The 24,309-nt window shown below is 48.8% G+C and carries 13 protein-coding genes; all 13 read right to left on the bottom strand.

Annotated elements, in window-relative coordinates; translation table 11 throughout:
• Nucleotides 1-694: 694 nt before the first annotated feature.
• On the bottom strand, nt 695-1,678 hold the full coding sequence (locus tag BLT02_RS07900) for a glycosyltransferase family 2 protein (protein WP_092993415.1): 984 nt from the start codon (nt 1,676-1,678) through the stop codon (nt 695-697).
• On the bottom strand, nt 1,671-2,687 hold the full coding sequence (locus BLT02_RS07895; RefSeq protein ID WP_092993412.1) for a WaaS/CpsH family glycosyltransferase: 1,017 nt from the start codon (nt 2,685-2,687) through the stop codon (nt 1,671-1,673). The genes BLT02_RS07900 and BLT02_RS07895 overlap by 8 nt, the downstream gene beginning before the upstream one ends.
• The gene (locus BLT02_RS07890) at nt 2,684-3,784 is read right to left on the bottom strand and encodes an EpsG family protein (RefSeq protein WP_092993409.1); all 1,101 of its coding nucleotides are present in this window, start codon (nt 3,782-3,784) and stop codon (nt 2,684-2,686) included. The genes BLT02_RS07895 and BLT02_RS07890 overlap by 4 nt, the downstream gene beginning before the upstream one ends.
• Before the next feature lie 45 nt (nt 3,785-3,829).
• Complete coding sequence (locus tag BLT02_RS07885) at nt 3,830-4,705, bottom strand: glycosyltransferase (RefSeq protein WP_092993406.1); 876 nt, start codon at nt 4,703-4,705, stop codon at nt 3,830-3,832.
• The gene (locus BLT02_RS07880) at nt 4,683-5,717 is read right to left on the bottom strand and encodes an ATP-grasp fold amidoligase family protein (protein ID WP_175453742.1); all 1,035 of its coding nucleotides are present in this window, start codon (nt 5,715-5,717) and stop codon (nt 4,683-4,685) included. Before BLT02_RS07880 ends, BLT02_RS07885 begins: the two co-directional genes overlap by 23 nt.
• Nucleotides 5,718-5,853: 136 nt before the next feature.
• On the bottom strand, nt 5,854-6,957 hold the full coding sequence (locus BLT02_RS07875; RefSeq protein ID WP_175453741.1) for a glycosyltransferase family 4 protein: 1,104 nt from the start codon (nt 6,955-6,957) through the stop codon (nt 5,854-5,856).
• A gap of 34 nt (nt 6,958-6,991) precedes the next feature.
• Nucleotides 6,992-7,981: an NAD(P)-dependent oxidoreductase gene (locus tag BLT02_RS07870; RefSeq protein ID WP_092993396.1), complete on the bottom strand. Its 990-nt coding sequence runs from the start codon at nt 7,979-7,981 to the stop codon at nt 6,992-6,994.
• The gene (locus tag BLT02_RS07865) at nt 7,947-9,524 is read right to left on the bottom strand and encodes a polysaccharide biosynthesis tyrosine autokinase (RefSeq protein WP_092993393.1); all 1,578 of its coding nucleotides are present in this window, start codon (nt 9,522-9,524) and stop codon (nt 7,947-7,949) included. The genes BLT02_RS07870 and BLT02_RS07865 overlap by 35 nt, the downstream gene beginning before the upstream one ends.
• 146 nt (nt 9,525-9,670) lie before the next feature.
• Nucleotides 9,671-10,537 (bottom strand): aldolase/citrate lyase family protein, encoded by an 867-nt coding sequence (locus BLT02_RS07860; RefSeq protein ID WP_092993390.1) that lies wholly within the window; start codon nt 10,535-10,537, stop codon nt 9,671-9,673.
• 28 nt (nt 10,538-10,565) lie between these two features.
• Nucleotides 10,566-11,195: a sugar transferase gene (locus BLT02_RS07855; protein WP_092993387.1), complete on the bottom strand. Its 630-nt coding sequence runs from the start codon at nt 11,193-11,195 to the stop codon at nt 10,566-10,568.
• A 675-nt stretch (nt 11,196-11,870) separates the two neighbouring features.
• Nucleotides 11,871-12,926, bottom strand: coding sequence for a LacI family DNA-binding transcriptional regulator (locus BLT02_RS07845; RefSeq protein ID WP_092993381.1), 1,056 nt, complete (start codon nt 12,924-12,926; stop codon nt 11,871-11,873).
• Nucleotides 12,927-13,201: 275 nt separating this feature from the next.
• On the bottom strand, nt 13,202-22,147 hold the full coding sequence (locus BLT02_RS07840) for a hypothetical protein (RefSeq protein WP_092993378.1): 8,946 nt from the start codon (nt 22,145-22,147) through the stop codon (nt 13,202-13,204).
• Nucleotides 22,144-23,943, bottom strand: coding sequence for a serine/threonine protein kinase (locus BLT02_RS07835; RefSeq protein WP_092993375.1), 1,800 nt, complete (start codon nt 23,941-23,943; stop codon nt 22,144-22,146). Before BLT02_RS07835 ends, BLT02_RS07840 begins: the two co-directional genes overlap by 4 nt.
• Nucleotides 23,944-24,309: the final 366 nt, after the last annotated feature.

Below are 24,309 nucleotides of genomic sequence, written 5' to 3'. Positions count from 1 at the left end.
CGGACAGACATAAAGCGGGATCAGGCAAAACCGGAACACGCTTTCCTGTCAGATCCCGGATAAGCCGGGCGCCCTCCTCCTCTCTCACTGATAAATAAGGAATTCCATTTAACCATCTGCGGTATAAGGGCTTTAATTCTTCCGGTAACGTACTTAATCCAAAGCTCGGCGCATATGCGACACGTTTATATTCAGGAACAAAGCTCAAAAAGAACGGTGACGAAAAGCTTTTATAGGTCGGATTCCATATTTGATCCGAACCGCAGATATAGACATCATATTCATCAGCATATTGATAATCTCCCGGCTTTAATACTCTGCTTTCCAGATGTAAATGCTGTTTGGAAAATAATCTGAATGCCTCTCTTCTCTTATTGAGCAATTTATTGCGTAATCGGATATGAAAATCCGAATTACTTAACTGCATCGATTTAATGATGCCGTCTCTCTGATTTTTATAAAGATACTTGTTTTTAAATCTCGAAGACGCTGCCTTTTTCAAATAACAGGGAGATAACCTGGAAAGATAATCTCCCATCGTTTCTATCCTGTGAAATCTGTGTCCATTCTCGATCAGGATCGTGTTCGTTTCGTACCCCAGGGACCCCATGATGGTTTGAAGCGCATAGTTCTGCAGTTTATTGCCATAGTTATCCGCATATAATGTAACAATAGCAGCTCTCATCCGATCCCCCTATTTTCTTTTATGCAGAAATGTATGCAGCCTGCAGAATAAACCGGGTGACAAGGAAAACAAGGAAAACTTAAATTTATCTTTTAGTGACAGTTGACCGGGGCAGATCTTTTGGAGTCCATATTTTGTAAAGTATTTATACACTTCCTCCTGTTCCCGGCCATAGTCTCTTTGATCACTCCACATATCAAAATAAATGCTGATCAGAAGGTGGCCCATTTTTTTCAGGAAGATCGGATAAAGCTCAGGATAATCGATCTGATATAACTGCTGATATGCCCCGTATAATTTCAATGCACTCAGCTGAGATGCACGGAATTCTCCCCTCACCGCACTGTTTTTGCTCTGAACGTAATGGTATAGGGGGCGTTTATCAAACCAGACAGTTTTTGCTCTCTCGATGACCTGATGAGCGAAAAAAGAGTCCTCTCCCCGCGAAAGATCTTCCCTGAAGAAAACAGGGTCAGATTCGTTTTCCCCTTTTATGACATCTCTGGAAAACAGTTTATTCCACACAAAAGGTTCCCCTGTGAGGGTGATGCGGTGAGCTTCAGCCGTCTGAAATAAGCCGTATTGATCCCCCCGCAGACAATGAACATCCTCTTTATCCGGATAGGTTATATAATATTCGAAGTTTATCACTTCACATCCATGGGCCCGGATCAGGTGCAGGAGATATTCGCAGGTGTCCTCTTCTATGTAATCATCACCGTCGAGGAAATGATAATAATCTCCTTTCGCCAGCCTGATTCCCGCGTTACGAGCCTTTGAAACTCCGCTGTTGACCTGATGGAGGCAAGTGATCCTCTTATCCCCTGCGGCATATTCATCGCATAAATCACCGCTTCCGTCTGTCGAACCGTCATCGATCAACAGTATTTCCAGATTCCGCCAGGTCTGATGAATAACCGAATCCAGGCATTTTTTCAAATGCTCTCCTGCATTATAGACCGGAATTATAATACTGATCAGAGGATTATCCATTCAGCTTCTCCAACTGCTCCTGTATATCATAAAGACGTTTTAAGGGATTCATATCCAATAAGGGCGGATATCCCCCTGTCGGGTAGTCAGCCCTTATCAGGTCCGGATCAATCTGAGACACTTCTGAGAAACAGATCAGCTGTCCTTCATGGAAACAGGACCGCAGATCACTTCGGCAGTCTGTGATCAATCGCTTCCCATAAGCCATCGCTTCTTTTGCCCGTGTAGTTATATCACTGGAATTTCCCTGTACGACTTCCAAAATACATTTTGATTCGATAACATAATGAAGATTTTTTTTATAAGTGATGCTGTCAATATATTCAATTTCCTCCCCGGAAATACGTTTTTCAGCCGGCACATCAGCGATCAGGAACTTGCATTTCAAGTTATTTCCCTTCAAAAACGCATAGATTTCATAGAGCTTATCCAGACGGTCCTTTGCTGCTCCCAAAAAATAGACATCCCATTTTATTTCCGGGCTTTCAGGTTCTTTTACCAGCTTTGAATATACTGTCTCCCGAAAATAGTGTATCCCGTACTTTTTCGCTTCTTCACTGTCATAGGTGATGGCCAGATCTACTTTGCGTTTTATAATGTCGTACTCATATTTTACTTTTTTGGAGATCAGGTCCCAGTGCAGCATCACAATCCGGTTATCAGGATTCTGTTTACGGACATAATCAATAAATCCCCCCTCATAACGGACCATATTAGGGCTTACATATACGAAACATATGGGCAGGTCATTGGAGAAGTCCTGCTCATACATGCGCTTAAACCAGATGGATTTAAATGGGATTTCGAATTTCTCATTAATGCTGTAAGCCGTATGTAAATGAAAAAGGAACTCCTCCAGCCGGTTTCCTTTAAAAGCATACTTGTATATTCTTACAAGAGGATGTGTAAGCAGTTCCTTACCCAGCATGGCAGCATGGTAATCGTATCCCGCGAAGAGAAAAACAAAATTATAATAAAGAGGGCCGCTCCCTTTTGTAATAAAATTCATCTTTCCCAAATCCAGTGAAAGCTGTTTAAACTACTCGATGCGCTCAAATCATACCACCACAGGCAGAAGTAGAGGGCAGTAATTACGTTTACAATTATTTTCCTGTTCCCATCCGTTAAACCGTCCTGCAGGTTTATGATGGCCATGGCTGCGAACAGAGTCGTATAAATCCCTGACCTGTACAGCAGGGCGCTGTTCATTGTCAGTACCCGCAAAGACACATGAATAATTAAGAGATTCAGGGAGAAGGTCTCTGATTCCGATAATTCCTCTCCCCAGTACATGATCAAAAATATGATTAAAGGAATACATTCGACAGCAATGCGAAGTATATTGACCTGCTGTGTCACATAACCACTATCCCGGGAATACTGTTTCTCCATGATCCACCCGGCTATGGGAAGGAAAAACCTGGAATAAACATTGATCAGTGCCAATGCCGCGGCTATTAAACAAAGATTTATCTGATTAATTTTTCTATGTACAATGAAATATACAGGCAGCATGATAATGGCAGACCGGTGGAATAAAAAAGCCGCAAACACTACCAGACAATATTGACGAAACTGTCTTTCTTTCAAAAAGCTATACCCGCTGAATAGGACCGCTGCAGCCAGATACTGTCTTACCCCATTGAAACTCCCATGCCAGAATCCCGTCACTATGAACAACGCTGTCGCAAGAGCCAGTTTCTTAGTATTGCGGTAGATAACCATTAATGGCAGGGCTAGTGTGACAAGCGAGGACACGAGGATCACTGCGCCCCCATCATTAACAAACCGTGTGACGATCCATGCCAGTAACCCAAACCCCGGTTCATCCAGAGCGAGGATCGAATGAGGCAGGTTATTAATTAAACGAGGATAGCGGGAATAATAAAAACCGTAATCTGTTCCGACTCTGTACCTCAAGCCCGCAACAAGGATCAATACGCATCCTGTCAGGAAAAAAAAGTAACCGGTATGTCTTTCAGTATTTACGACATATTTTTCTTTTACAACATATTTATCACTCAATGAATCCTCTGATTCATACTGTCCCTCCGCCATATAACTGAAAAGAACCGAGATCAGGAAAGTAATCAAATAGACTGTCATTTCTCTGCCCCACACATTTTCCTGTGCACAGCAAGACTCCTGCCTTTATTGGAGTCTGCTTAGTTTCCTCTGAACCTGCCTGTATAAGTCCATGGCCGGATAGGGTACAAGACATTTGAGAAAGGAAACCCCGCCTGATACAAGGATCCAGTGCCGGGGATAATTTAACAGACGAAAACCAATCATTTTTGTTTTGAAGGCGTTGACCCTGACCTGAGCAGAGCGCCGTCTGACCGCACTTCTGTCTTCCCTGACCAGATATAAGGGTTCCCGCAGGTTATAGCCCTTGAATCCTTCATGATAAAACTTAAACCACAGGTCTATGTCCTGTCCTCTCTCCGTTCTGGGAGCGACCGTATACCCTTTTACCTTGTCATACACATACTTATAAGTGAGGATAGTGGCATGGTGAAAAGGATTCCTGTTTCTTAAAGTGTAGTAGTCCGGATGATCTACAGAGTAATTGATATAGCCCGGTCCATTTGAATCAAACCTCTGCATTGCAGAGCCGACCAGATCGTACTCCCGATGCCTTCTGAGAAAACCGACCTGCTTCTCAAAGCGGTCAGGCCGGCACATGTCATCCCCGTCCATACGGGCCACATATTTCCCCGTCGCATGCTTCAGGCATCTGTTGAGGGAGAAGGCAAGTTTTCTGTTCTTTTTGTTTCGCAGGAGAATGATCCTGTCCGGGTATTTGTCTTTGTATTTTTCAGCAATCTCATAGGTCTTATCCGTGGACGCATCGTCACAGAGGATCAATTCCCAGTTTGTATAGGTCTGCGCCAGAATAGATTCAACAGCCGCAGGTAAATACTCAGCGCAGTTATAGATTCCCATTATGACTGAAATCTTTTCATTTTCCATTATTCCGGCATTTTCCACTTTTCCCGCATCTTCAACGTTTTCGGCTTTTTCCACTTCTCTGTATTCTCCACCTTATCTGCTTCGCGCAATGCTCTTCAGAATTCAATACTATCTTTTTGCTTGTTAAATCTATCCAGCTGCCCATTTTCAGATCCCACTCTTCAGGAGTGATCTCCTGGCAGCAGCCGCCATGATAAAAGGTCATTTCACCAAAATAAATCACTCCGTCTACATTATACAGATCCACCCTTACTACAGGGAATGGCTGCGACAGCCTGGCCGCGATCTGGATCATCCGATCCAGGTTTTCGGGTTTTTCCACTTTCCCCCTGTAATTATCCCGGCCGATCCTTACAGGCAGAAGGTTGAAGTCCATATCATAAATATTTCTTGGATATGCAAATTTGTGTCTCCCCTGATCCGTCAAGACTCCGAAATCCATCATCAGCAGTCTTGGTATCCCATCAAAACAGAAGAACCGGTAGTCCCCGGGAAGATTGCCTTCCTTGTCTTTGATCACTTTCTCAACTACAATGCGGGGACTGATATTCTTGTAGTTCCATTCACGGGAGATCAGATAATATTTTTCAGCAAGTGCCTTTTTCAGTTTTGTTCTGGCAGCCTTTTCATCGAAGCTTCCGCGGGAATCGGGATCATACAGGACATGTCCTCCGGAGTCTTTATTGCATTTAAACATTACCGGATAATTGTATCTGGAAAAATCTATTTCTTCGGCATTTTTTAGGACCTCTACCTGTGGGATCAGTATGTCCGATAATCCGCATTCTCTGACATACTCTCTTACAAGATGCTTATCCGAGCATGTTGTCAACAGAGGATTACGATTGTGAAGTTTGAGCCACCAGAGTTTCTCATTAAAATAGACCGGGTCTTCCAGATTCAGATCTTTCCCGGTATAGATTTTATAAAACATTCTGGCATAGGGTTCGTCCGGAACAAAGCCGGAAAAGGAGAGCACAGCGCTCCTGATGGTATTAAAAACCTTCTCTCCCAGATCACTGCTGTCTTTCCATTTCCTCATCATGTCCTTCAATTGCCTAAGCATATTTGTCTCCATGATCAATTTCTATTGCGTCATCTTTTCTGAGAATGTGGATGTTACGGGTCACCTGCTATGTCAAACAGGCAGGCTGTTGAATGGATGACCGGTCCCGTTTTCTCATATCAGCCTTCAGTTCCTTTTAAATCTGCATGATCCGCAGCATTTCTTCATTTATTCTGTTGACATCAAATTTCTCTTCCGCATATCTGCGGCTTTCTGCTCCCATGGCGGCGATCTGATGGGGATGCTCAATAAACCAGATCATTTTTTCTGCCACACTGTCGCTGTTTCGGGCAGGAACAAGGAAACCGTTTACGCCCTCTCTGACTGTTTCGCGGCACCCCTGGGTATCCGTCGTAATGATCGGTCTGCCCATTGCCATGGCCTCCAGCACTGTTCTCGGCGTCCCTTCCCGGTAGGAGGGAAGGACATAGACACTGCACATCCTGTAAAAAGGTCTTACGTCACCGGTTTCCGAAAATCGCCGGACAAGGCCTCTGCGTATAAATCCTTCAACATACTCTTTTTCCACTGCATCCTGCATCGAATTTTCATAGTTTCCCAGAAGATAAAACTGTATTGAAGGATATTTTTCTTTTACTCTTTCTGCCGCCTCCAGATATTCTCTGACTCCTTTGCTCTTCAACAGTCTGGACAGCATGAAAAAGGCAGGATTTTCAGGTAACGGAACCGTCCTGTAATAGTCCAGGTTAATACCGGATCCATTGACAAACGAACATTTTCCGGGATCCACCAGTTTTCTCTGGCAAAACTCCTGCATGTCGTCCCTGTTCTGGAATATGACATGGTCCGCCTTCCCCAGACCGACCCGATAAAGCCTGCGGACGATCATCCCGAGTATTCTGGCCTTCGGACTTGTAGAAATAAAGGTATAACCGGCCCCTGTAATAAGCGCAGTGACATTCTGTACACCTGCTCTTTTTGCTGCGATCGATCCGTATACGACCGGCTTCACCGTATAGCCCATGACTGCATCCGGTTTTTCAGCTCTGAGGAAGCTTGTGAGCAAACGGAAGTATCTCAGATCTCCGAAAATACTCGTGCCGTTTTTGTCCAATGGAATGACTGCAAAGCGCGCGCCGAGAGCCTCTATTTTTTCTACATCTGTGTGATCAGGTCCTGTAACAACAACTTCGTATCCTTTTGATACCAGTTCTTTTATAAAATCCCCGCGAAAATTATAGGCTGTCCTGTTTTTGGGAGATAATAAAATGAATTTCATTTCAGATCCTGTTTTATTCTTCATTACCAATCTGTCAACGCCCTGCTTCCTGCAGCCCCGGCAGATTGCAGACCTTCCGCATATTTCCCATAATCAGTGCCTTAAGCCTCTCTGCATTTCCGTCCCCGACAAAACTGTTATGAGGCGTGATGATCATATTCTCTTTTTCCCATAGGGGGCTCTCCGGCGGCAGAGGTTCCTCCTCAAAGACATCCAGCACGGCAGCACCCTCCCATTTTTCCAGCGCCCGCCGGTCCAAGAGGCCCCCCCGGGAGATGTTGACGAGAATCCCTTTAATCAGGCTTAGTCTTCTCTCGTCGATCATTCCCTGAGTCTCGTCCGTCAGGGGAAGGGACAAAATGACGATATCAGAGGCAGGCAGTTCCTCGTCCAGGGCTTCCGGCGGCCGGATCTGGTCATAGATCTTTTCAAACCTCTCGCCGAGGTTCCCGACATCGTTCCAATCTTTGATCCGATCATGATTCCTGTCTTTGATTGTGCTGCCGTTTCCTGCCTCAATGGCCAGTCTGTCCACACCGGTGATCCTGCAGCCGAAGGCCTTGAACCTTTTGGCGCACTCAGTGCCCACGCTGCCGCAGCCGACAATGAGGACCCTGCTGCCCGCCAGTTCCCTGACCTGGCGGTTCTTGATCCAGGCATGATTTTTTTGCTGGTCCCGAAACCGGTCCATGTCTTTATACAGATCCAGCACTCCCGCGACCGCGAACTCTGCCATGGGGACGCTGTAGACACCTCTGGCGCTGTGGATCTCGATTTTTCTCTTCAGAATATCCTGCATGGGAACGCGGTCTAAGCCGGCTGAGGTCAGCTGGATATAGCGGAGATTTGTGAATCGGGACAGAGGATGATAAAGAAAGAGTCCGTTGCAGATGATCCCCTCCGGCCAGTCATACGCGCAGGGGAGCTTGTCTTTTTCCTGCTGCATAAACAGGACCTTGTGCCCCTCTTCTTCGATCTCATCGATATATTTACTTGTCCACGCTCCGGTGATCAGCAGATTCATTTTCTGTTTCCTGAGTGTTTATATGAGTGCTTCCCCGGGTGGTTTCCAGATTGCTTCCCTGAGTACTTCCCTGGTTAGTTTGCAGAGTGCTCCCCCGGGCGGTTTCCAGATTGCTTCCCAGAGTGCTTCCCCGAGTGGTTCTTTTACTGTAGTAATTTTTATAATATTTCCTGTAATACTTGCGGCTGTAATATCCTGACTCGTGCATGTGCTCCCCGTAAAAGACGAAGCCCAGAACATTCATGTCTGTCATCTCTGCGGCGTTGAGTGCCTTCCGCAAATCCTGATGAGTGGTGAAATGTTGGCGGACCATGAGGATACACCCTGCGACATGAGCGGACACCGCCAGGGGATCTGCCACAATATCGACAGGGGGCATATCCAGCAGCACCAGGTCATAAGCATCATTCAGTTCCAGAAGCAGCTGCTGCATTCTGGCGGATTCCAGCAGCTCCGCCGGATTAGGCGGAAGATGTCCCGCGGGCAGCAGGTCAACCTTCTGTGCGACATCTTTCATGATCACATTCTGCCACTGACATCTGCCGGCCAGCACATCTGAAAGACCCTCTTTATCGGTTTCATATTTGAAAATTTCGCTCTGGCTTGACCGCCGCATATCACTGTCCACCAGTATTACCTTATTCCCGCTCATCGCACAGGAGATGGCAAGATTGGCGGAGATGGTAGACTTGCCCTCCCCGGAGACAGAGCTGGTAATGACTACGATCTTCTGCTCTTTATCGACCAGTGTATAAAACAGATTCATGCGGAGCTTGGCGTAGTTTTCCGAAACCTCCAGGGGGCTCCGGTTCGTCAAAAGAAAAGCCTCCGGATCCTTTTTAGCGCTGTCCAGACGTTTTATTTCAGCCAGGATCGGGAGTTTATAGTTTTCTTTCAACTCTCGGAGATCTGTGATCTTCTGATTCAAAATGTAGAGCAGGGCAAGTAAAACTACTGCAAAAGCCGCACCGGCCGCAGCTCCGTATTTCAAGGAACTGAAAACCGCCTTCTTTTCATTGGGCAGCACCGGGACTACTGCATAATCCATAATATCTACATTTCCGACCCCGACTACACGGACGATCTCTTCTGGTGCTATTTCCATCACAGCATTTGCGATATCAGCTGACAACTGAGCTTCGAGGGTCGTCGATTTAACAGCTACTACGCCTGTCTCGGACACAGATTCCATGGAAAGACTTGACGAGACCATCCCGGCATCGATTCCGGGATGGGTCTCCGAAACCCGGTCCGCCACCTTGCTCATAACAGAGTCTCTCTTGACTACAACCAGAAGCGTTTTGATCAGCTGTGAAGCAGAGCTCAAGTCCCCTGGTCTCGTATATTCATCGTCAATATATTCAGGATTATAACTGCTGACATACATCGTACCTGTTGCGGTATAGGTCTCCGGCATGCGCCGTGTCATATACATATAGAAGGCGCCGAACCCAAGCTCTGCACACAGAACGAGGAGCCATAAGTGCTTCAATATGAAAAACAACATCTTGACAAGATCAATTTGATTTGCCTTTTTCTTCATTGAGTCTTATTCCTTAACATATAGAACAATCTGTTCTGCCAGATCCCCATGGACAACAACAAACACTACTCCGGCAGAATTATATACCTACTGTTTTCACTTAACGTCCGCCATATTGGCAAGAAAGGAAAACCACTACTGCAGAACTATACACCTACTATTTTCACAGCTGAACAAACTGCCCCGGCAAGTTCCTTCTGATTTAGCTCAAAATACCGATTATGTTCTTTACCTTCTTTTTTCAGATAGTCCTCACATTCTTTTTCCAGGGCTCTGATCTCCGGAACACCCTGTTCAAAAATCTCTCTGACAGTCTGCAGATCATTTCCTATTGTCTTCAAATCACAGAAAGCTCTGCTCAGGATCACCATACTGCTTCCGAGCCGGTAGTGTTCCCTGACGATCATTTCAGCAGGAACAATACCGTGACCAGGACGGGCGACCCCGCCGAATCCATAGACCATTCCGGCAGCCTTCAACTTCCTGCAAAGCTTTTCCACAGTCCCGTCCGTAAGGACTTCAAACAAAAACGTTTTGCCCATACTCATCGACAGATCGTTCAGACCAATATGGATCTCATCTATTCCATCGATTCGGAGGATATCGTCCAGAATGTCCGCCGCCTCCTTTGTCTCCAAAAGCAGGCTTGTTCTTTTTCTTCCGTCTACAGCTTTGAGGAAGCGTTTCACTTCTTCAAGTGTCTTAAAATATGGGAGCATGACAATATCCGCCCCGGCCTCTATAACGGCTTCGATTTCCTCCTCCGACCCGGGATAATCCTCAAGGGGATCATGAATCGGATTGATCCGGACCAGAAATCCGGCTTTCTTAACTGCTGCCCGTATAGTCTTCACGTCTTCCAGTGTATGATAGTTTATAAGGGAATCATTCCCCTTCTGGCGGTCAGCCTTCCCTATATATTCCATATCTACGAAAATCCGGTCAACGCCATATTGTTCGGCAATAACCGCCACTTCCGGTCGATTTGTAATATACATTAACTTAAGAGACATCTCTATTCCTCAACCTGTTTGCTGTCATTTACCTGTTCTGTCTCTCCGTACTATCTGATTTCACAGTCTCTCCCTTGTTTTCATTATCAACATTCGTGAAGACTTTAAAAACTGTCATGATTAAAATCTTCAGATCCAGCAAAAAGGAACAATGATCAACATACCAGACATTCAGCCTGATCCGCTTGTGCCACTCAACATCCTTCCGGCCATGCACCTGGGCCCAGCCGGTGATCCCGGGTCTGACCTCAAACATTCTCAATTCTTCCCTGGAATACTTATTTACCGGCCAGGGATGATAGGTAAGAGGGGGACGGGGTCCGACAAGGCTCATATCGCCCTTAAGAATATTGACAGCCTGCGGCAGCTCATCGATGGATGTAGCTCGCAGGATCCTTCCAACCCTTGTTACCCGTGGGTCATTGCGGTCACTGTAAACACCGGATCCCGTGTGCTCAGAATCCACTGCCATGGAACGGAATTTATACATGCAGAATTCCCTGCAGTCCTTTCCCAGCCTCGTCTGCCTGAAAATTACAGGGCTTCCTGACTCCAGTCTGATGGCAGCCGCCGTGATCAGATAAACAGGAGACAGAAAGAATAAGGATAACAAAGAGAAAATGATGTCCAGTCCTCGTTTTATATATCGCTTATACAATCAGTAACCCCCTGATAATCTGCTTTTTCGAATTCGTATTAATAACAATGGTACTGCGTCTAAAAAGGGTAACGAACATTCAAATGTCAGAAGTTTATTTAAAGAACAAAAACATAAAAGATTAACAAGAAAAACCAATAGACCGGCCTGCCAACTAGATAATATATCATATCTGTGTATAGAAATGCAATCATACATGAAGATAACAACAGTGAACAACAAAACACACAACAAAGCACAGGGGTTTAAAAACAAAAATGACCAAATATCCTTTTTGTCTCCCCTCATCGGTTCAAGTTTCATGTTCCTGTTTTCATACTTTATCGCACTCCTTTCAACTCTCGTGAAGAACAACTTTTTAGCGCATATTGTTGTAGGCATATTATTGTAAGCATATTGTCGTATATGAAATGATGTACAATTAAAGACTCGAATGATTTCAACTGTCAGCATACAAAAAACCTTTTTGCGGATGCAAGGCCGATCAAAAAGAAAAAAGAACAGGCACTGTACAGCATTTTTCCCAGCACAGTGCCTGTTCTTTCAGATCATATTTGTTCTTCTTTTGTTCTATTCTGATTTCTTAAAAAGATTATTCCTGTATCCCAGTGCCTCTTATTACACGCCCTTGCCCTGACTGGTTCCCAGAGGGGGTGCACACTCGAACGGAACTGATCAGAAGAGTGCGGAAATAGATCTGCCCTCATACAATTCTCCCCTGACAAACCGGGTATGGGGCCGGATAAAAGCAGCATCCGGCAGATTCATCCTGCCGATCATCCGTCTGACTGCTTCCTCTGCGATCTGGGAAGGGGACCAGCTGCAATAGGTGATTCCCTGTTCCCTGTATCTGCCGCCCCCGGAAACGATCATGGCGGCTGCCGAGATATCCTCCGGAATCCTGATATTCTGACTCCGGAACGCAGACAGGCCTCCTTCCAGGATCTCCTCACCCCCGAAAATGATACAGGTAGGCGGAACTGTTTCCTCTCCTTCAAGCAGGCGCAATGTCGCATTGAAAGCCACTTCCTCGTTATCTTTTTCGATTCCGCAGATATAACTTTCCGGAACATTCGGAAGAAGCCCCCTCACGGCTGCTTCGATGCTCTGTCCGGGAAGAAAGCCAGCTGTATTGTCTTTCTCCTGTTCTTTTTTTCCGTACAGGAAAGCAATCCTGCTGTGTCCTCTCCCTCTGGCAAAGCAGAGAAGCTCCCTCACACCCTCTTCGTAGCAGGGCAGGATACATTCGCAGGAAATGACCTTGCTGTCAACAGCAATGACAGGAATATCTCCCCTGATCAGATTCCAGAGGTCCCTGTCTTCTCCGGGATGGAACACGTCCTCTTCCGGTCCCAGATTGAACAGAAAAATCCCATCCAGATCCAGAACCTTTGCCCGGGACAACAGCCCGGGTTTTCCTGTGTCTCCTCCTGCGCCTGCAGCAGAACTGAACAGCACCAGATCATATCCTCTCTCAAGAAGGCGTTTCTGTACTTCATCAATAAGTTCATGCTGAAAATCTGTTCCCTCTTCTCCATTGACCATAATTCCTATTCTGAAGGATATTCTGGTCCTTCGGGCAGGCATTTCCTTTCCGTATCCCATTTTTTCAGCCATAGTCCTGACTCTCAGCTTTGTTTCGTCGGCAATATCAGAAGAATCGCATAATGCTTTACTGACTGTAGCCACTGAAAGTCCACAGGCTGCGGAGATATCTTTTTGTGTGATCATATCTCGTGATCCCCTTTCCGTTAATGGTACCGTACATTTTATTAAAAGCGTCAAATCTTTTTCGCTGACAATAGTATCAAATCTTCATCTGTATATTTATGCTCCATCTGTTGACTCGAATGATGAAATTTTTCTCATCATCTTTATAAAGGAGACGTTTTTTAAAAGACAAATAAATGTTAAACAGCAAAAAAGTCCTAATCAACAAGTGACAACTGCTGACTTACAATCCTGATCAAATCCTGTCTAATGCAAATCCAGTCCGTATGTACCTGCTATGTCCTGTGTGGAACAAATCCTGTCTGTCTCTGCAACAGGATCAGCACAAAGGCAGCTACCGCGCCGATGACAGGGAAAAGGAGTCTGAAAGGCCTCAGGCGGACAAAAGGATCTGAACTGATCAGAAACCTGCGTCTGCAGTCCTGCGTGCGGATCTCTTTTCCGTCCACCTGTCGGGATCCGGCCGCCCGGTAATCCCGGCTTTCGTTTCCTGCCGGATCCGTCGTGATGATCTCCAGAATCTGCCACTGGTCGGATCCATCCAGATGTACTGGAATCTCGATCCCTTTTTCTCCTGTATACAGACCGAGGTCAGGATGAACCGGGTCCGGTGTTTCTTTTTCACCGTAATACCGGTATTTGAGGATTTTTTCCGGAGCAGCATCCGTACCTGCCGCAAACGGACTCTTCCAGAACCGCAGTTCCACCGACTCCACACCGGTCTGGGCATCCTCCGGGAAAATACTGATCTCCAGTTCATCTCCTCTAATAAACTGTACATCTGACCTGATACCGGTGATCCGGTTGACCGGCGGTGTGCGGTCAATGCAGAAGGCGATCGGAAAGAGTCCCACAGACAGCCTCCCGCCTGCAGCTTCCTCCTGCATCACCTGGGCCGTGGAATTTTCATTTCCCGCGCTGTCCCTCGAACTGATGACAAAACTATAGTTTCCTTCCTTTTCAAAGACCGGGCAGGCAATCTCGTAGAGGTAACTGTGTTTTCCCTCCTCGTCAAGTTCCACCGTCCTCTTATATTCCCTGCCCGGCTGAAGCACCCGCTGAACAGAATCCTTGCGCATCGTGACAGAGTACTCCTCAACCGGAGAGGGATTGATCTCGCGGATAACAAGAGGGTCCTTTGTCTCCCTGTTGAAATAGCGTCTGATATAGGTCATGGTAGGGCTGTTGTCACTGCCGTAAGCATTCCCTCTGCCATATGCAATATCTCCTGCTTCATAAGAAGAACCGAATCTGTTGACGCTGAACCGGAGTCTCTGCTCTCTGCTGCGGTTGCCGGCCAGATCCTGTGCCGCGGCAGTCACATAGTAGACCCCGTCAAAGGCTTTTCTGACCGTAAACTCAGGCATCTGCAGCTTCAGGGAGAGATTGTCCCTCTGGTCCGTACAGATTCCGCGGACCGGCACCTGCGTCCCCGCCTTCTGTGCCTCAAAGACACTGTTTTTCACATCCGGGTAGGTGTCAAAAATAGAAGCGGCAGGGCAGAAGGCAGGTCCCGTAAAAACATCTCCCTCTGATGGAATGTTTTCGAGGACAAGTTCAGGCGCAGTCCTGTCCACGACAAACTCCTCCAGAAAGGCCTCATCCGCAATATTTCCCGCAAGATCCACGTATCTGGCCCTGACCGTATAATAACCGTCCTCTTTGTACGAGACAGTTCCCGTATGGGTATCTTCTGATGAGGAAAACACAGGCGCTGCCACATCTCCCGGCCTCCTGTCCCTTCCCCGGCTCCCGGAAGAAGAAATATACTGCACATCCTCCTGCCTGAAATTGTGTTCCTTCACCCTGATCCCGACTGTCTGGACATCCCGGTAGTATTTCCCGTTTCGCACATCCGTATTCAGGAGGAAAAGGCTGAGCACCGGTTTCGTCCTGTCGATCACAAAATCCTTTGGAGAGGGACCGTTCCAGACAATATCCGCTGCCGGGTTTCCGAGAGCATCACTGCCATCCACACTGAGTGTGTACTCCCCGTCCCGGTCATAGACCAGGGACATAGTCCATCTGTCCCCGTTCCCGGTTTCCCCGTTTCCGTCTCCGGATCTGTTTTCGTGGGGCGGCTGCAGGGAGTCCGGCACACTGAGATTGGTCCTGATATGGATCCTGTCCCTGCTCACATTCCGGTCTATCACAGCGATCTGCACAATTCTTCTGCCGGAAAAATATTTTTCGTTGCGGGGCTGGACGTCATCGGTATAATTGACCTCAATCTTAGGACCGACCGTGTCGATCCCGAGCCTGAGCAGTCCTCCGCCGCTGCCTCCTGTGTCCGACCGGTTGCCGCTGTTGTCCTGCGCCTCCACCCGGACAGTGATATCATTGGACTGGGCGAAAGCCCCCGCCGGAATCCTGATCCCGGCATCCTCGATGGAGTAGACAAGTGAATCCGGAGAGATCCCGGCACCCTTTCTCCCGCTGAAAGTGTAAGGGATCTTGTTCAGGGTGACCTTATCCGTGATATCCCTGTCTCCGACAGTTACCTTCACCGTCACGCGGCCGAGCCCCGAGCTTCTTTCCGCCCCGCCCGGGTCCGTGACGGAGACCTTCAGGTCCAGGGTACTGCCCTCCGGGCGGTAGATATACCTCTCCCCGTCCGCCTCGTGGCGTGTAAAGCTGCCGTCCGCAATGATCTTGACCTGAGGAGCTTCTGCATCCCCGATCCGGGAGAGCTCCGGAGCGGACACATCCAGATAGATACCGGCGCTCTTTCCCAGGGTGAAAGCACTTCCCGGACTGTTGACACGCACATTGCCCGCCCGGTCCCGGATCATGACGTTCTCAATATGAAAGACCTGCTCACCGCGCACAACAGCCTGGGCAGAGTTGTCGTTTCCAAAGGCACCCGTCCCTGAGCTCAGGATCGGATTCTGTCCGCTGTAGGCCCGGTCCCTTGCCGCATCCTGTGAACGCAGAGAAAAACTTACCCTGGTCGGGGACTGGTCATCGGACTCAACCGTCACAAAAGCCTCCCGTTCGCTTCGAAAAGGCTCACACCGGACGGGATCGTCCCCGTCCACATCAAACCTCAGCTCATAATAGGCCTCAGACGCTTTCCTGCCCGTCTGCACCTTCAGCACACCAGTCGGCGGCGTGACATCCACAGCCTTCCTCTCAGACCAGTACTGCCCGGCCCCCCTGCCGTGCTCCGCAGTCCTCGCAATCCGGTCCTCCAGCGACGCGGAGGCATCGGCCTTCCGCTGCTCCTGAGAAGGAACCAGCAGATTACCCGCCTTGTCACAGCCGGCGATCTCAAACCGGTACATGCCCTCATTCATGCCGCACACTTCGACAGGCATGGAAAAGACCGCTGCCGTCAAGTTCTTTTCCTTTATGAGAGAGGTCTGTTCCCTCCTGGGCGCGGTCCAGCCCGGCGAGAGAGCTTCCAGATCGTCCACTCTGGAACTTCCTTTCCTGGCAGACAGACTGCTGTAATCAGAGAGGATCCTCGTCCCGTCAAAATTACGGTCCCGGACAGTATATTCCGCAAGAATCTTTTGAGCCCTCCTACCATAGTAGGTGATCCTCTTCCCGTTTCCTCCGTCAAAAGCCTCCTCCGGATCCGGAGGCAGACTGATCGAAAAACGATATTCCGGCGCCGTCGTATCTATGATGATCGTATAAAAGGGCTCGTACTCCTTACCTCTGCCCGTACTCTTCACCGAGCCGCCTCCCCTTTTATCCGAATGATCTGTGTTAAGGCGGGTTCCTGCAGCAAACTTCTCAACCACGACAGCCGGATTCCCGGCGCAGTCCGTACCCAGTGCCCCATAGCTGTATCTGCCGTCCTTCCTTATGGAATCAATGCAGAAAGACCGCCGGAATGTTCCGGATTTTCCAACTTTATCGTTCCCTGTTCCGATATCTCCTGCTCCGAATATTCCTGCCCCCTTGTTTCCGGCTCTATAATTTTCAGTTCTACTGTTTTCTGTTCTACTATTTTCTGTTCCAAAAAAAACTCCCGTTGGAATGTCAGCAAAAAAACTCCCGATTGTGTGACGGGAACTCGTCTCCCTTCCCGAGACCTCTTCCACAGTCCTGGTATAAAAAAGCCTCTCCGGATCTCCGTAGGCCTCCTCTACAGTCAGGGTCACCTCTGCCCTGCCGCTGACATAAACAGAAAGCCCATCCTTGTTTTCCTTACCGTTTTTATTTTCTTTACTGCTTCTGTTATCATAGCCATTCTCATCATAGACATAGGCAGTGACCGTCTTCTTACCCCCGCCTCCAGCAGAATCCGCAGAAGAACCTGCAGCCGTATCTGTGGAAGAAAAGGAATACTCTAAGGTCACCAGCGGCGCAGTCCTGTCTATGACCAGTGTATAAAGGGGACTATAGCCCTTCCCGCAGTCCGAGGCAGTCCTTGTGAACTGTGTCCTATCATTTGTCGTATTATTTCCGGAGTTCAAATTGTTTCCGGAATCCTTCACAGTATTTTTTGCAGGATCCGCTGTCCGATTTACGATCCTGCCGTCAATAGATTCTGTGACGACAATGGCATTTCCTGCCTTGTCCTCTCCCCAGATCCCGCAGATATACTCTCCCTCCGTCTCCGCCCTTTTTAACAGCACAGAGGTCACAGCCGGGTTTAAGGAGCCGCTGGTCCAGGGCCTTTCCCGTATAGTCTCCCTTCCGGGTCCTTCGACTGCATAGTACAACCGCGCCAGATCAATATGTTCATTCCGGTTCGTCACTTCAGCTCTGATGTCAGCCGTCCCGGATATAAATGCATAGAGGCTGGTCTCTTCCCTCTTCCCGGATGTTACTCCGGAAATTCCGGAAATAATCCCGGAAGGTTTTCCCAAAAGCTTTTCATGCTCATTTACAGATCTTTTCCGGGAATAGACATACACTTTTTCCTTTGTCCTGTATGTCAGGGAGACCCGGGGAGCAGTCCGGTCGATCACAAACAGGAAATGAGAGGTATAGGACCGGGTCTGCGGGTCAGTCCTGCGTTCCGCAGCTGAAGCAGAAGCGCCAAGAGAGCCTGTCTCATGTCCCATTTTCCGGATTTTTGTTTTTCCCTCAATCGCATCTCTTGTAACAACGATCGGATTTCCTGCCCGGTCCGTCCCGCGGATGACAAAATAAGCCATGCTGCCGTCTTTTTTCAGAGTGGTGAGTCCCTCAACCATATGAACCTGATCAACGCCGGTCTTCCCGGTATCCGTCCCCGTCCTGCCCAAAGTCTTCTTTTTCCCTTTTGCAGGCAATTGATGAGTCCCTGTATATTCAAAGATTTCCAACCGGTCCGGATCTATTTCATTGAGGTCCTTCACACTTATTGAAGGCCTTATCTCTCCGTTAAAATAGGAGCTGACCTCCGGGCCTTTGTCGGTCAGTTTCTCCCTGTAGAGAAAAATCTCACGATCGCTTTTTTCGGGTACATAGCTGAGCTCAACCTCCGGAGCGGTTCTGTCCACGATCAAGAGCAGCCGGGAGATATACCAGTCATCCCCGGTGTTCCCGGAATTTCCTGTTCCATTCTGCCCTTCCGTACTTTCAGGGCTTCCGGACTCTCCCGTCCTCCCGCCGGACGCGGCAGAACCGGAAAACACTTTGTTTCCTTTGAATCCCCCCTGTTTTCCGCTCTTTGCTTTTTTCTCATCAGAAAACCTCTCTGTGACGCGGACCGGATTTCCTGCCCTGTCTTCTCCCACGATCGCGTAAAACAGATAAAGGCTGTCTCCGGAAAGCTTTTTGATACCCTCAACTTCTCTGTATCCTTCTTTGGAAGGGACTGATGCCGGCCTGAGCGCACGGGAAGAACCGGTCAGGGCATCCGGTACTTTCGCCCGGAACTCACTGATCCGGATCCGTTCCTCATCCAGGTCGTTGGCTTCCCTGATCCGCACAGCCGGCCTGATATCTCCTCTGCCGTAGGCAGAGACGGAAGGGCCCTCCTCTCCTCCGGCCCCCGGCACCGTTTCTACCAGTGTCTCCTTGTAAAGCCATACGTCTTCTTTCCCGATCTCATACAGGATCTCCGCTTCCGGAGCCACTGTATCCACAACAAAGGCCAGATGCGGATCGTAATGATCCCCGCATCCTGATGCTTTCCACGGTCCTGCATCCTCCGTATTGCTTCCGCTTCTGTCCTCTGTTTCCGCGAGAAACTGCTCTGTGACTACTGCAGGATTGCCCGCCTTGTCCGTCCCGAACAGAGAAAAGACTGCTCTGCCGTCCGCTTCAATCGTCCGGGAAGCCCGCCCGGTCCCCTGACCCATGGGGATCCTCTCACAATCAGATCCTGACAAAGCGGCTGCTTCCGTCCCATCAACTTCTTCTGACGTACCAACTTCTACTGCTGTATCGGTTCCTTCCGTCCCATCAGCTCCTTCTGCCGCATCAGGAATATGACCAGCCGGTATTTTATCAGCCTCTTTAAAATCCAACAGAAAGCAGATCCGGTTCCTGTCATAATTTTCTTCCTGCAGAACTTCCGCTTCGGCTGTCAGAGACCTGTTCATATAGGCCTCCTTCTCCGGCGTTCCTCTCATTCTGCTCCTGTACAGATAAGCGGCCGCATCGGTGCGGCAGGTCAGGCACAGCTCAGGCGGCGTACAGTCACAGACTATAGTAAAAGTGGACTCCACAGAACCGTTTTCCGCAGAACCGTTTTCCGTGGTCTCTACGCCTGAGGAATATGTGCTTTCCCTGAAGTCCGTGATCCTCTCTTTTTTGAGTACTTCTCTGACCACCGGCCTGTTCCCTGCCCGGTCTGTCGCAAAGACTTCAAACCAATAGTGTCCTTCCTCACCGTTCTCAGGTCTGAAACTTCCTGAAAAAGTCCTGGCAGAAGTGATGTCAGACCAGTTTCCCAAAATCTCCAGTCCTGTCACAGTCCCGTCCGGGCTTCCCCTGTAAGCTACGGCAGAGATACCGTCCCCATCGAGAAGAGAAGCGTTTTCCCCGCAGCGGTCCGTGATCGTAACCTCTGTCGAAACCTGAAAGTTCGTATAAAGCGTCAACAGCCGGTCTCCCTCTTTTTCGCTGTATAAAAAAGCTCTTCCGTTTCTGTCTGCCCCATGTTCGATCAGGATTTCCGGCGCAGTGCGGTCCACAATAAAGCCATGCAAAAAGGAAATTTTCCCTTCTCCTGCCTCTGAAAAAGCCGTACACAGAGGAGTCCCGGCAGCATCAGTTGAGTTTCCTTCCTGGCTGCCGCCCCCTGTTCCGTTCTCTTCCTCCTGTACACCAGCCTCCGGATCCGTTTTCCCGGATGCAGACAGCAGCGGATTTCCGGCCTTATCTGTCCCGCATATCGTGATTTCTGTATATTCGGCCTCGTCCTCCATGGCAATGGAAAAAGTCCCCGGGCTCCCGGCCCCGCCGTCCGGGATCTCATAATTCTTTTCGTCTTTTTTACATCTGGCAGAAAAGAGACTGCTGTCAAAATTTTCCTCTTCGATCCCGCAGACAAGGACTACACTTTCCTGCGCAAAATAAAAGGCGTCAGTGTCCATCCTGTAACGAAGATCATCCTCTGTCAGTTCCCGCAATGCAGAAGATCCACTCTCCCTGAGTCCTGCCTGAACCTTTCCCATCACCGGACTTTTCGTATCCAGTTCAAAACAGGCCTCCGTGATCATCCCTTCTTCATCCCGCTCCACGGTCATGTATCTGCCGACCACATTCAGGATATGCGTCTGTGCCCCTGACTGATTGACAGCCTGTGCACTGATCCTGATCGTCCCGTCAGGATTCTTGCAGACTTCAGCTGAGGGGACTGTAATGGTCATCCCTTCTTCGTCTGACCTGAGCCAGGTCTCCTTCACATTCTCCGAAGTGACCTCCACGGCATCTCCGATCCTGATTCTGTACCCGCTGATTCCTTTTCCCTTGATCCTCACAGAAACAGCACAGTTGTCTGCCCGATGCCATGTCGGCCAGTCTGATACTATCGTCGGCTGCGGCATGGAAACTTCTATCCCCGGTATCTCTTCATCGGAAATCTCTGACTCCGCTGTGGTACTTCCTGCTCCCGCGGGTCTACTCCCTGCCTCTGCTGTGGTACTCCCTGCTCCCGCTGATGTACTCCCTGTCTCTGCTGGGGTACTCCCTGATCCCGCTGGTGTACTTCCTGTCTCTGCTGCGGTGCTCCCTGCTCCCGCTGGTGTACTCCCTGTCTCCGATGCAGCACTTTCTCCAGGATTCTCAGACTGATTCCCTGAATCATTCTCTGCCGGGCTCTCATCTCTGTCAGCTTCTAAAGATGCATTACCGGTTTCTCTGAAATCACTCCTTTCATCAAAATTACTTTTTTCGTCAGAATTGTTTTTTTCACCAGAATCACTTTTTTCTACGGATTCACTCTTTTTACCAGAATCCTCCGTTTTGTCAGGATTGCTTTTTTCATCAGAATCTCCTGTTTCCGCCTTTTCGGAGGAAGCTCCTGTTTCTGCTATCTCAGATGTGGTGCCTGCCTCTGCTATTTCGGAAGTGGTGCCTGTCTCTGCTGTTACAGAAGTGATACCTGTCTCTGCTGTTTCGGAAGCAGCCTCTGCTTCCGGTCTTTCGGAAGTACCACCGGCTTTCGTTCTTTCGGAAGTATCCCCGGCCTTCACTCTTTCGGAAGTACCACCGGCCTTCACTCTTTCTGAAGTACCACCGGCTTTCGTTCTTTCTGAAGAAGCTTCTTCTTTTCCTCTTTCGGAGGCAAGGCCGGGGCCTGCCTTTGACGCTGACAGTGTTTTTCCATCATATCCCCTGCTGGAGATTGCTGTGCAGGGAACCGTATGCGCCGCAGAAGAAAGCGGCCAGGCAGGAAGCAGTGCGGCTGCCAGGATCACCGCCAGAATAATATTGACTTTCTTTTCCGGCTTTTTGTTTGTCATAGTCCTGTCGGTGCTCTCTTTTTGTCTCTGACCGCTGTCTTGCCCGCCCTTAATGCTTTGTCTGGTTTTTCTTATTTTATTGTTTTGTCTGATCTCACTTCTATCACTGATCTTTCTGGTTTTACTGTTTTGTCTGATCTTGCTTCCATCACTGGTCTTTCTGGCTTTACTGTTTTGTCTGATCTTACTACTATCACTGATCTTTCTGGTTCTTCTGATCTCTCTGATCTCTCTGTATGCCCTGATCATTCCCCGGATATCAAATACAAAGAAGAGAATAATCGCCAGTACCGCAAAGACAGCTGCCACGCCGTAACAGACGGCGGCTGCTGTTTTCAAAAACTGCGGATCTTCAAGTAGTCTCATTCTTCTCCCTCCTTCCCCTGTGTATTTTTCATTTCTGCTGCTTCCTTCGGTACTGTGGAATAGTATCTGTACCCTACATTCTTTTCCGCCTGTGCGATCTTTTCATTCACTTCATTCACGCGGCGCCGCATGTTGTCCGTCTGCCCTGATCGATCAAGTCCGGCCATGAACTGCTTTGCTTTGACCAGGGGAGCCCTCATTTTTTTCTCATCGACACCGTCTCTGGCATATCTTCCTATATTGCTGCCGATTAATTCATCCGCGATCAGTTCGCAGACCGCGATGGGATACCCTACGTTTCCAGTCTCCTTCCCCAGATCCTCCAGGTAACCGGCAAGTTCATCAAAACGCTCCCAGCACTCCCTGTATCCGGAATCGATCTCATATCCCCGGATGGTATACAGGGAGTTCCCCAGCTCCTGTGCTTCCTGCTCTCTCAGCTTTGTCTGCAGATCCGCCAGTGCAAACATTACCGACGCGATCGATCTTTCAGTCCGGCTCAGTCCCTTTGTCTCCAAAGCCTGGCGAAAGCAGTCGCGGGAAACAGTCTCTCCGTTTGATGTCTTTTTGAAATATAAAGCCATCCCTGTCCGGTACAGAAACCTCCCGTATTCATCAGGTTCTGTTTCCATAAAAACCTGCAGGTTTTCTTTTCGGGCCCGCCCTTCATCGCTGTCTGTATCGCGGATGCAGAGCATAAACGAACAATAATCCTCCTCTGTTATGGCAGGCAGTCCCTCAAGCGCTCCTGCCAGGTACTTCCAGGCTTCCGGGTTTGAAGCACTGATCCGCATTGCCTTTTTACAGGCTTCCGCTGTATCACAGAAGCCGTCCGCTTCTGCCGCATCCAGCATGCACTTCCTGTACATTTCCTCCCGTGTTCCCGCATAAGCCTTCGTGAAACCTGTTCCGGACAAAAGGAATAGCAAGGCGGCAGTAAGGCATGCCAGAAAGACTCTCCGCCGCCAGCTTCTCCTGCGGACAGCCCTGTCATCCTCTTCATGTACATGTAAAAGAGCATACCGGAGTTCTTCGCTGGTCTGAAAACGTTCCTCCGGATCCTGCCGGCAGCATTTTCTTATGATTTTCTCCAGTCCGCTTCCCCGCAGTTCCGGTACATGATCTCCCAGAGAATCTATTGCTGCTCCGCCGTTTACAGGTGCTGTACCGGTGAGAAGGTGAAACATGGTGGCCCCCAGATTGTAAAGATCGGTCCTCCCGTCTGTCTGTCCTCCTCCGCCGAACTGCTCCGGAGCCGCATAGCCTCTGGTTCCCAGCCAGGTTGTGTCCTCATTCCCGGCATAGCTGTATTCCCGCGCTGTGCCGAAATCGATCAATGTGACCTGGCCATCCGGGCGAAGCATGACATTGGAGGGTTTCAGATCCCTGTATATGATCGGAGGATATCTGCCATGCAGATATCCCAGGACATCACACAGCTGGACCGCCCAGTCAATGACCTTCTCCGGCGGCTGGGCACCCTCGTCCTCCAGCAGGTCCTGAAGACTGTTCCCTTCAATGTAATCCATGACGATGACCAGGGTGTCCTCCTGGTCGATCACATCGACGACAGCTGGAAGATTCGTATGCCTCAGTTTCTTGAGCATCTCTGTTTCCGCAATAAGTCTTTTGGCCGCAAATGACCCGTCGTCCTTTTTATCCTTCCGGATTTCCTTCACCGCCCAGGTTTTATTCGCGCTTTCATTGATCGCAAGATAGACAATACTCATCCCGCCCCTGCCGATCTCGCTCAGTATTCTATATTTCCCATCGAGAAGTGATCCCGTTTCCAGCATATTCCTCTCTCCTTATAAATCCGCTATTGCATGATCCGTCCGCGAGTCCTGAAGCATACGCCTGTTTATTGCCTGTTCAGTACCCAGGCACACGTTATTTACCCAGGCACACGTTATTTCATAGCCGAAAGGTATAAAAAAACCGGAGCAGATTAAAATCTGCTCCGGCTTAAAAGTATCCTGAAAAGGGATCCGGCCGCATGCCCTGTCCTCAGAACGGGCGCGGCTGACTTTATCAACTTTTATCAGACGTGCAGACGCATGCATAATATCAGAATTTCCTTTCTGAAAATGTCGCGCCTGACATCCATAGTTTTGAACCATTTCTATTATACATCAAAGAAAATGGATATCCAGTATAAATTT

Origin of the sequence: Sarcina sp. DSM 11001 (assembly GCF_900101015.1) — a bacterium.
In the GTDB taxonomy this organism is placed as follows: domain Bacteria; phylum Bacillota; class Clostridia; order Lachnospirales; family Lachnospiraceae; genus CAG-791.
Note: the sequence above shows the minus strand (reverse complement) of the source record. Positions and strands in the feature narration are given on the sequence as shown.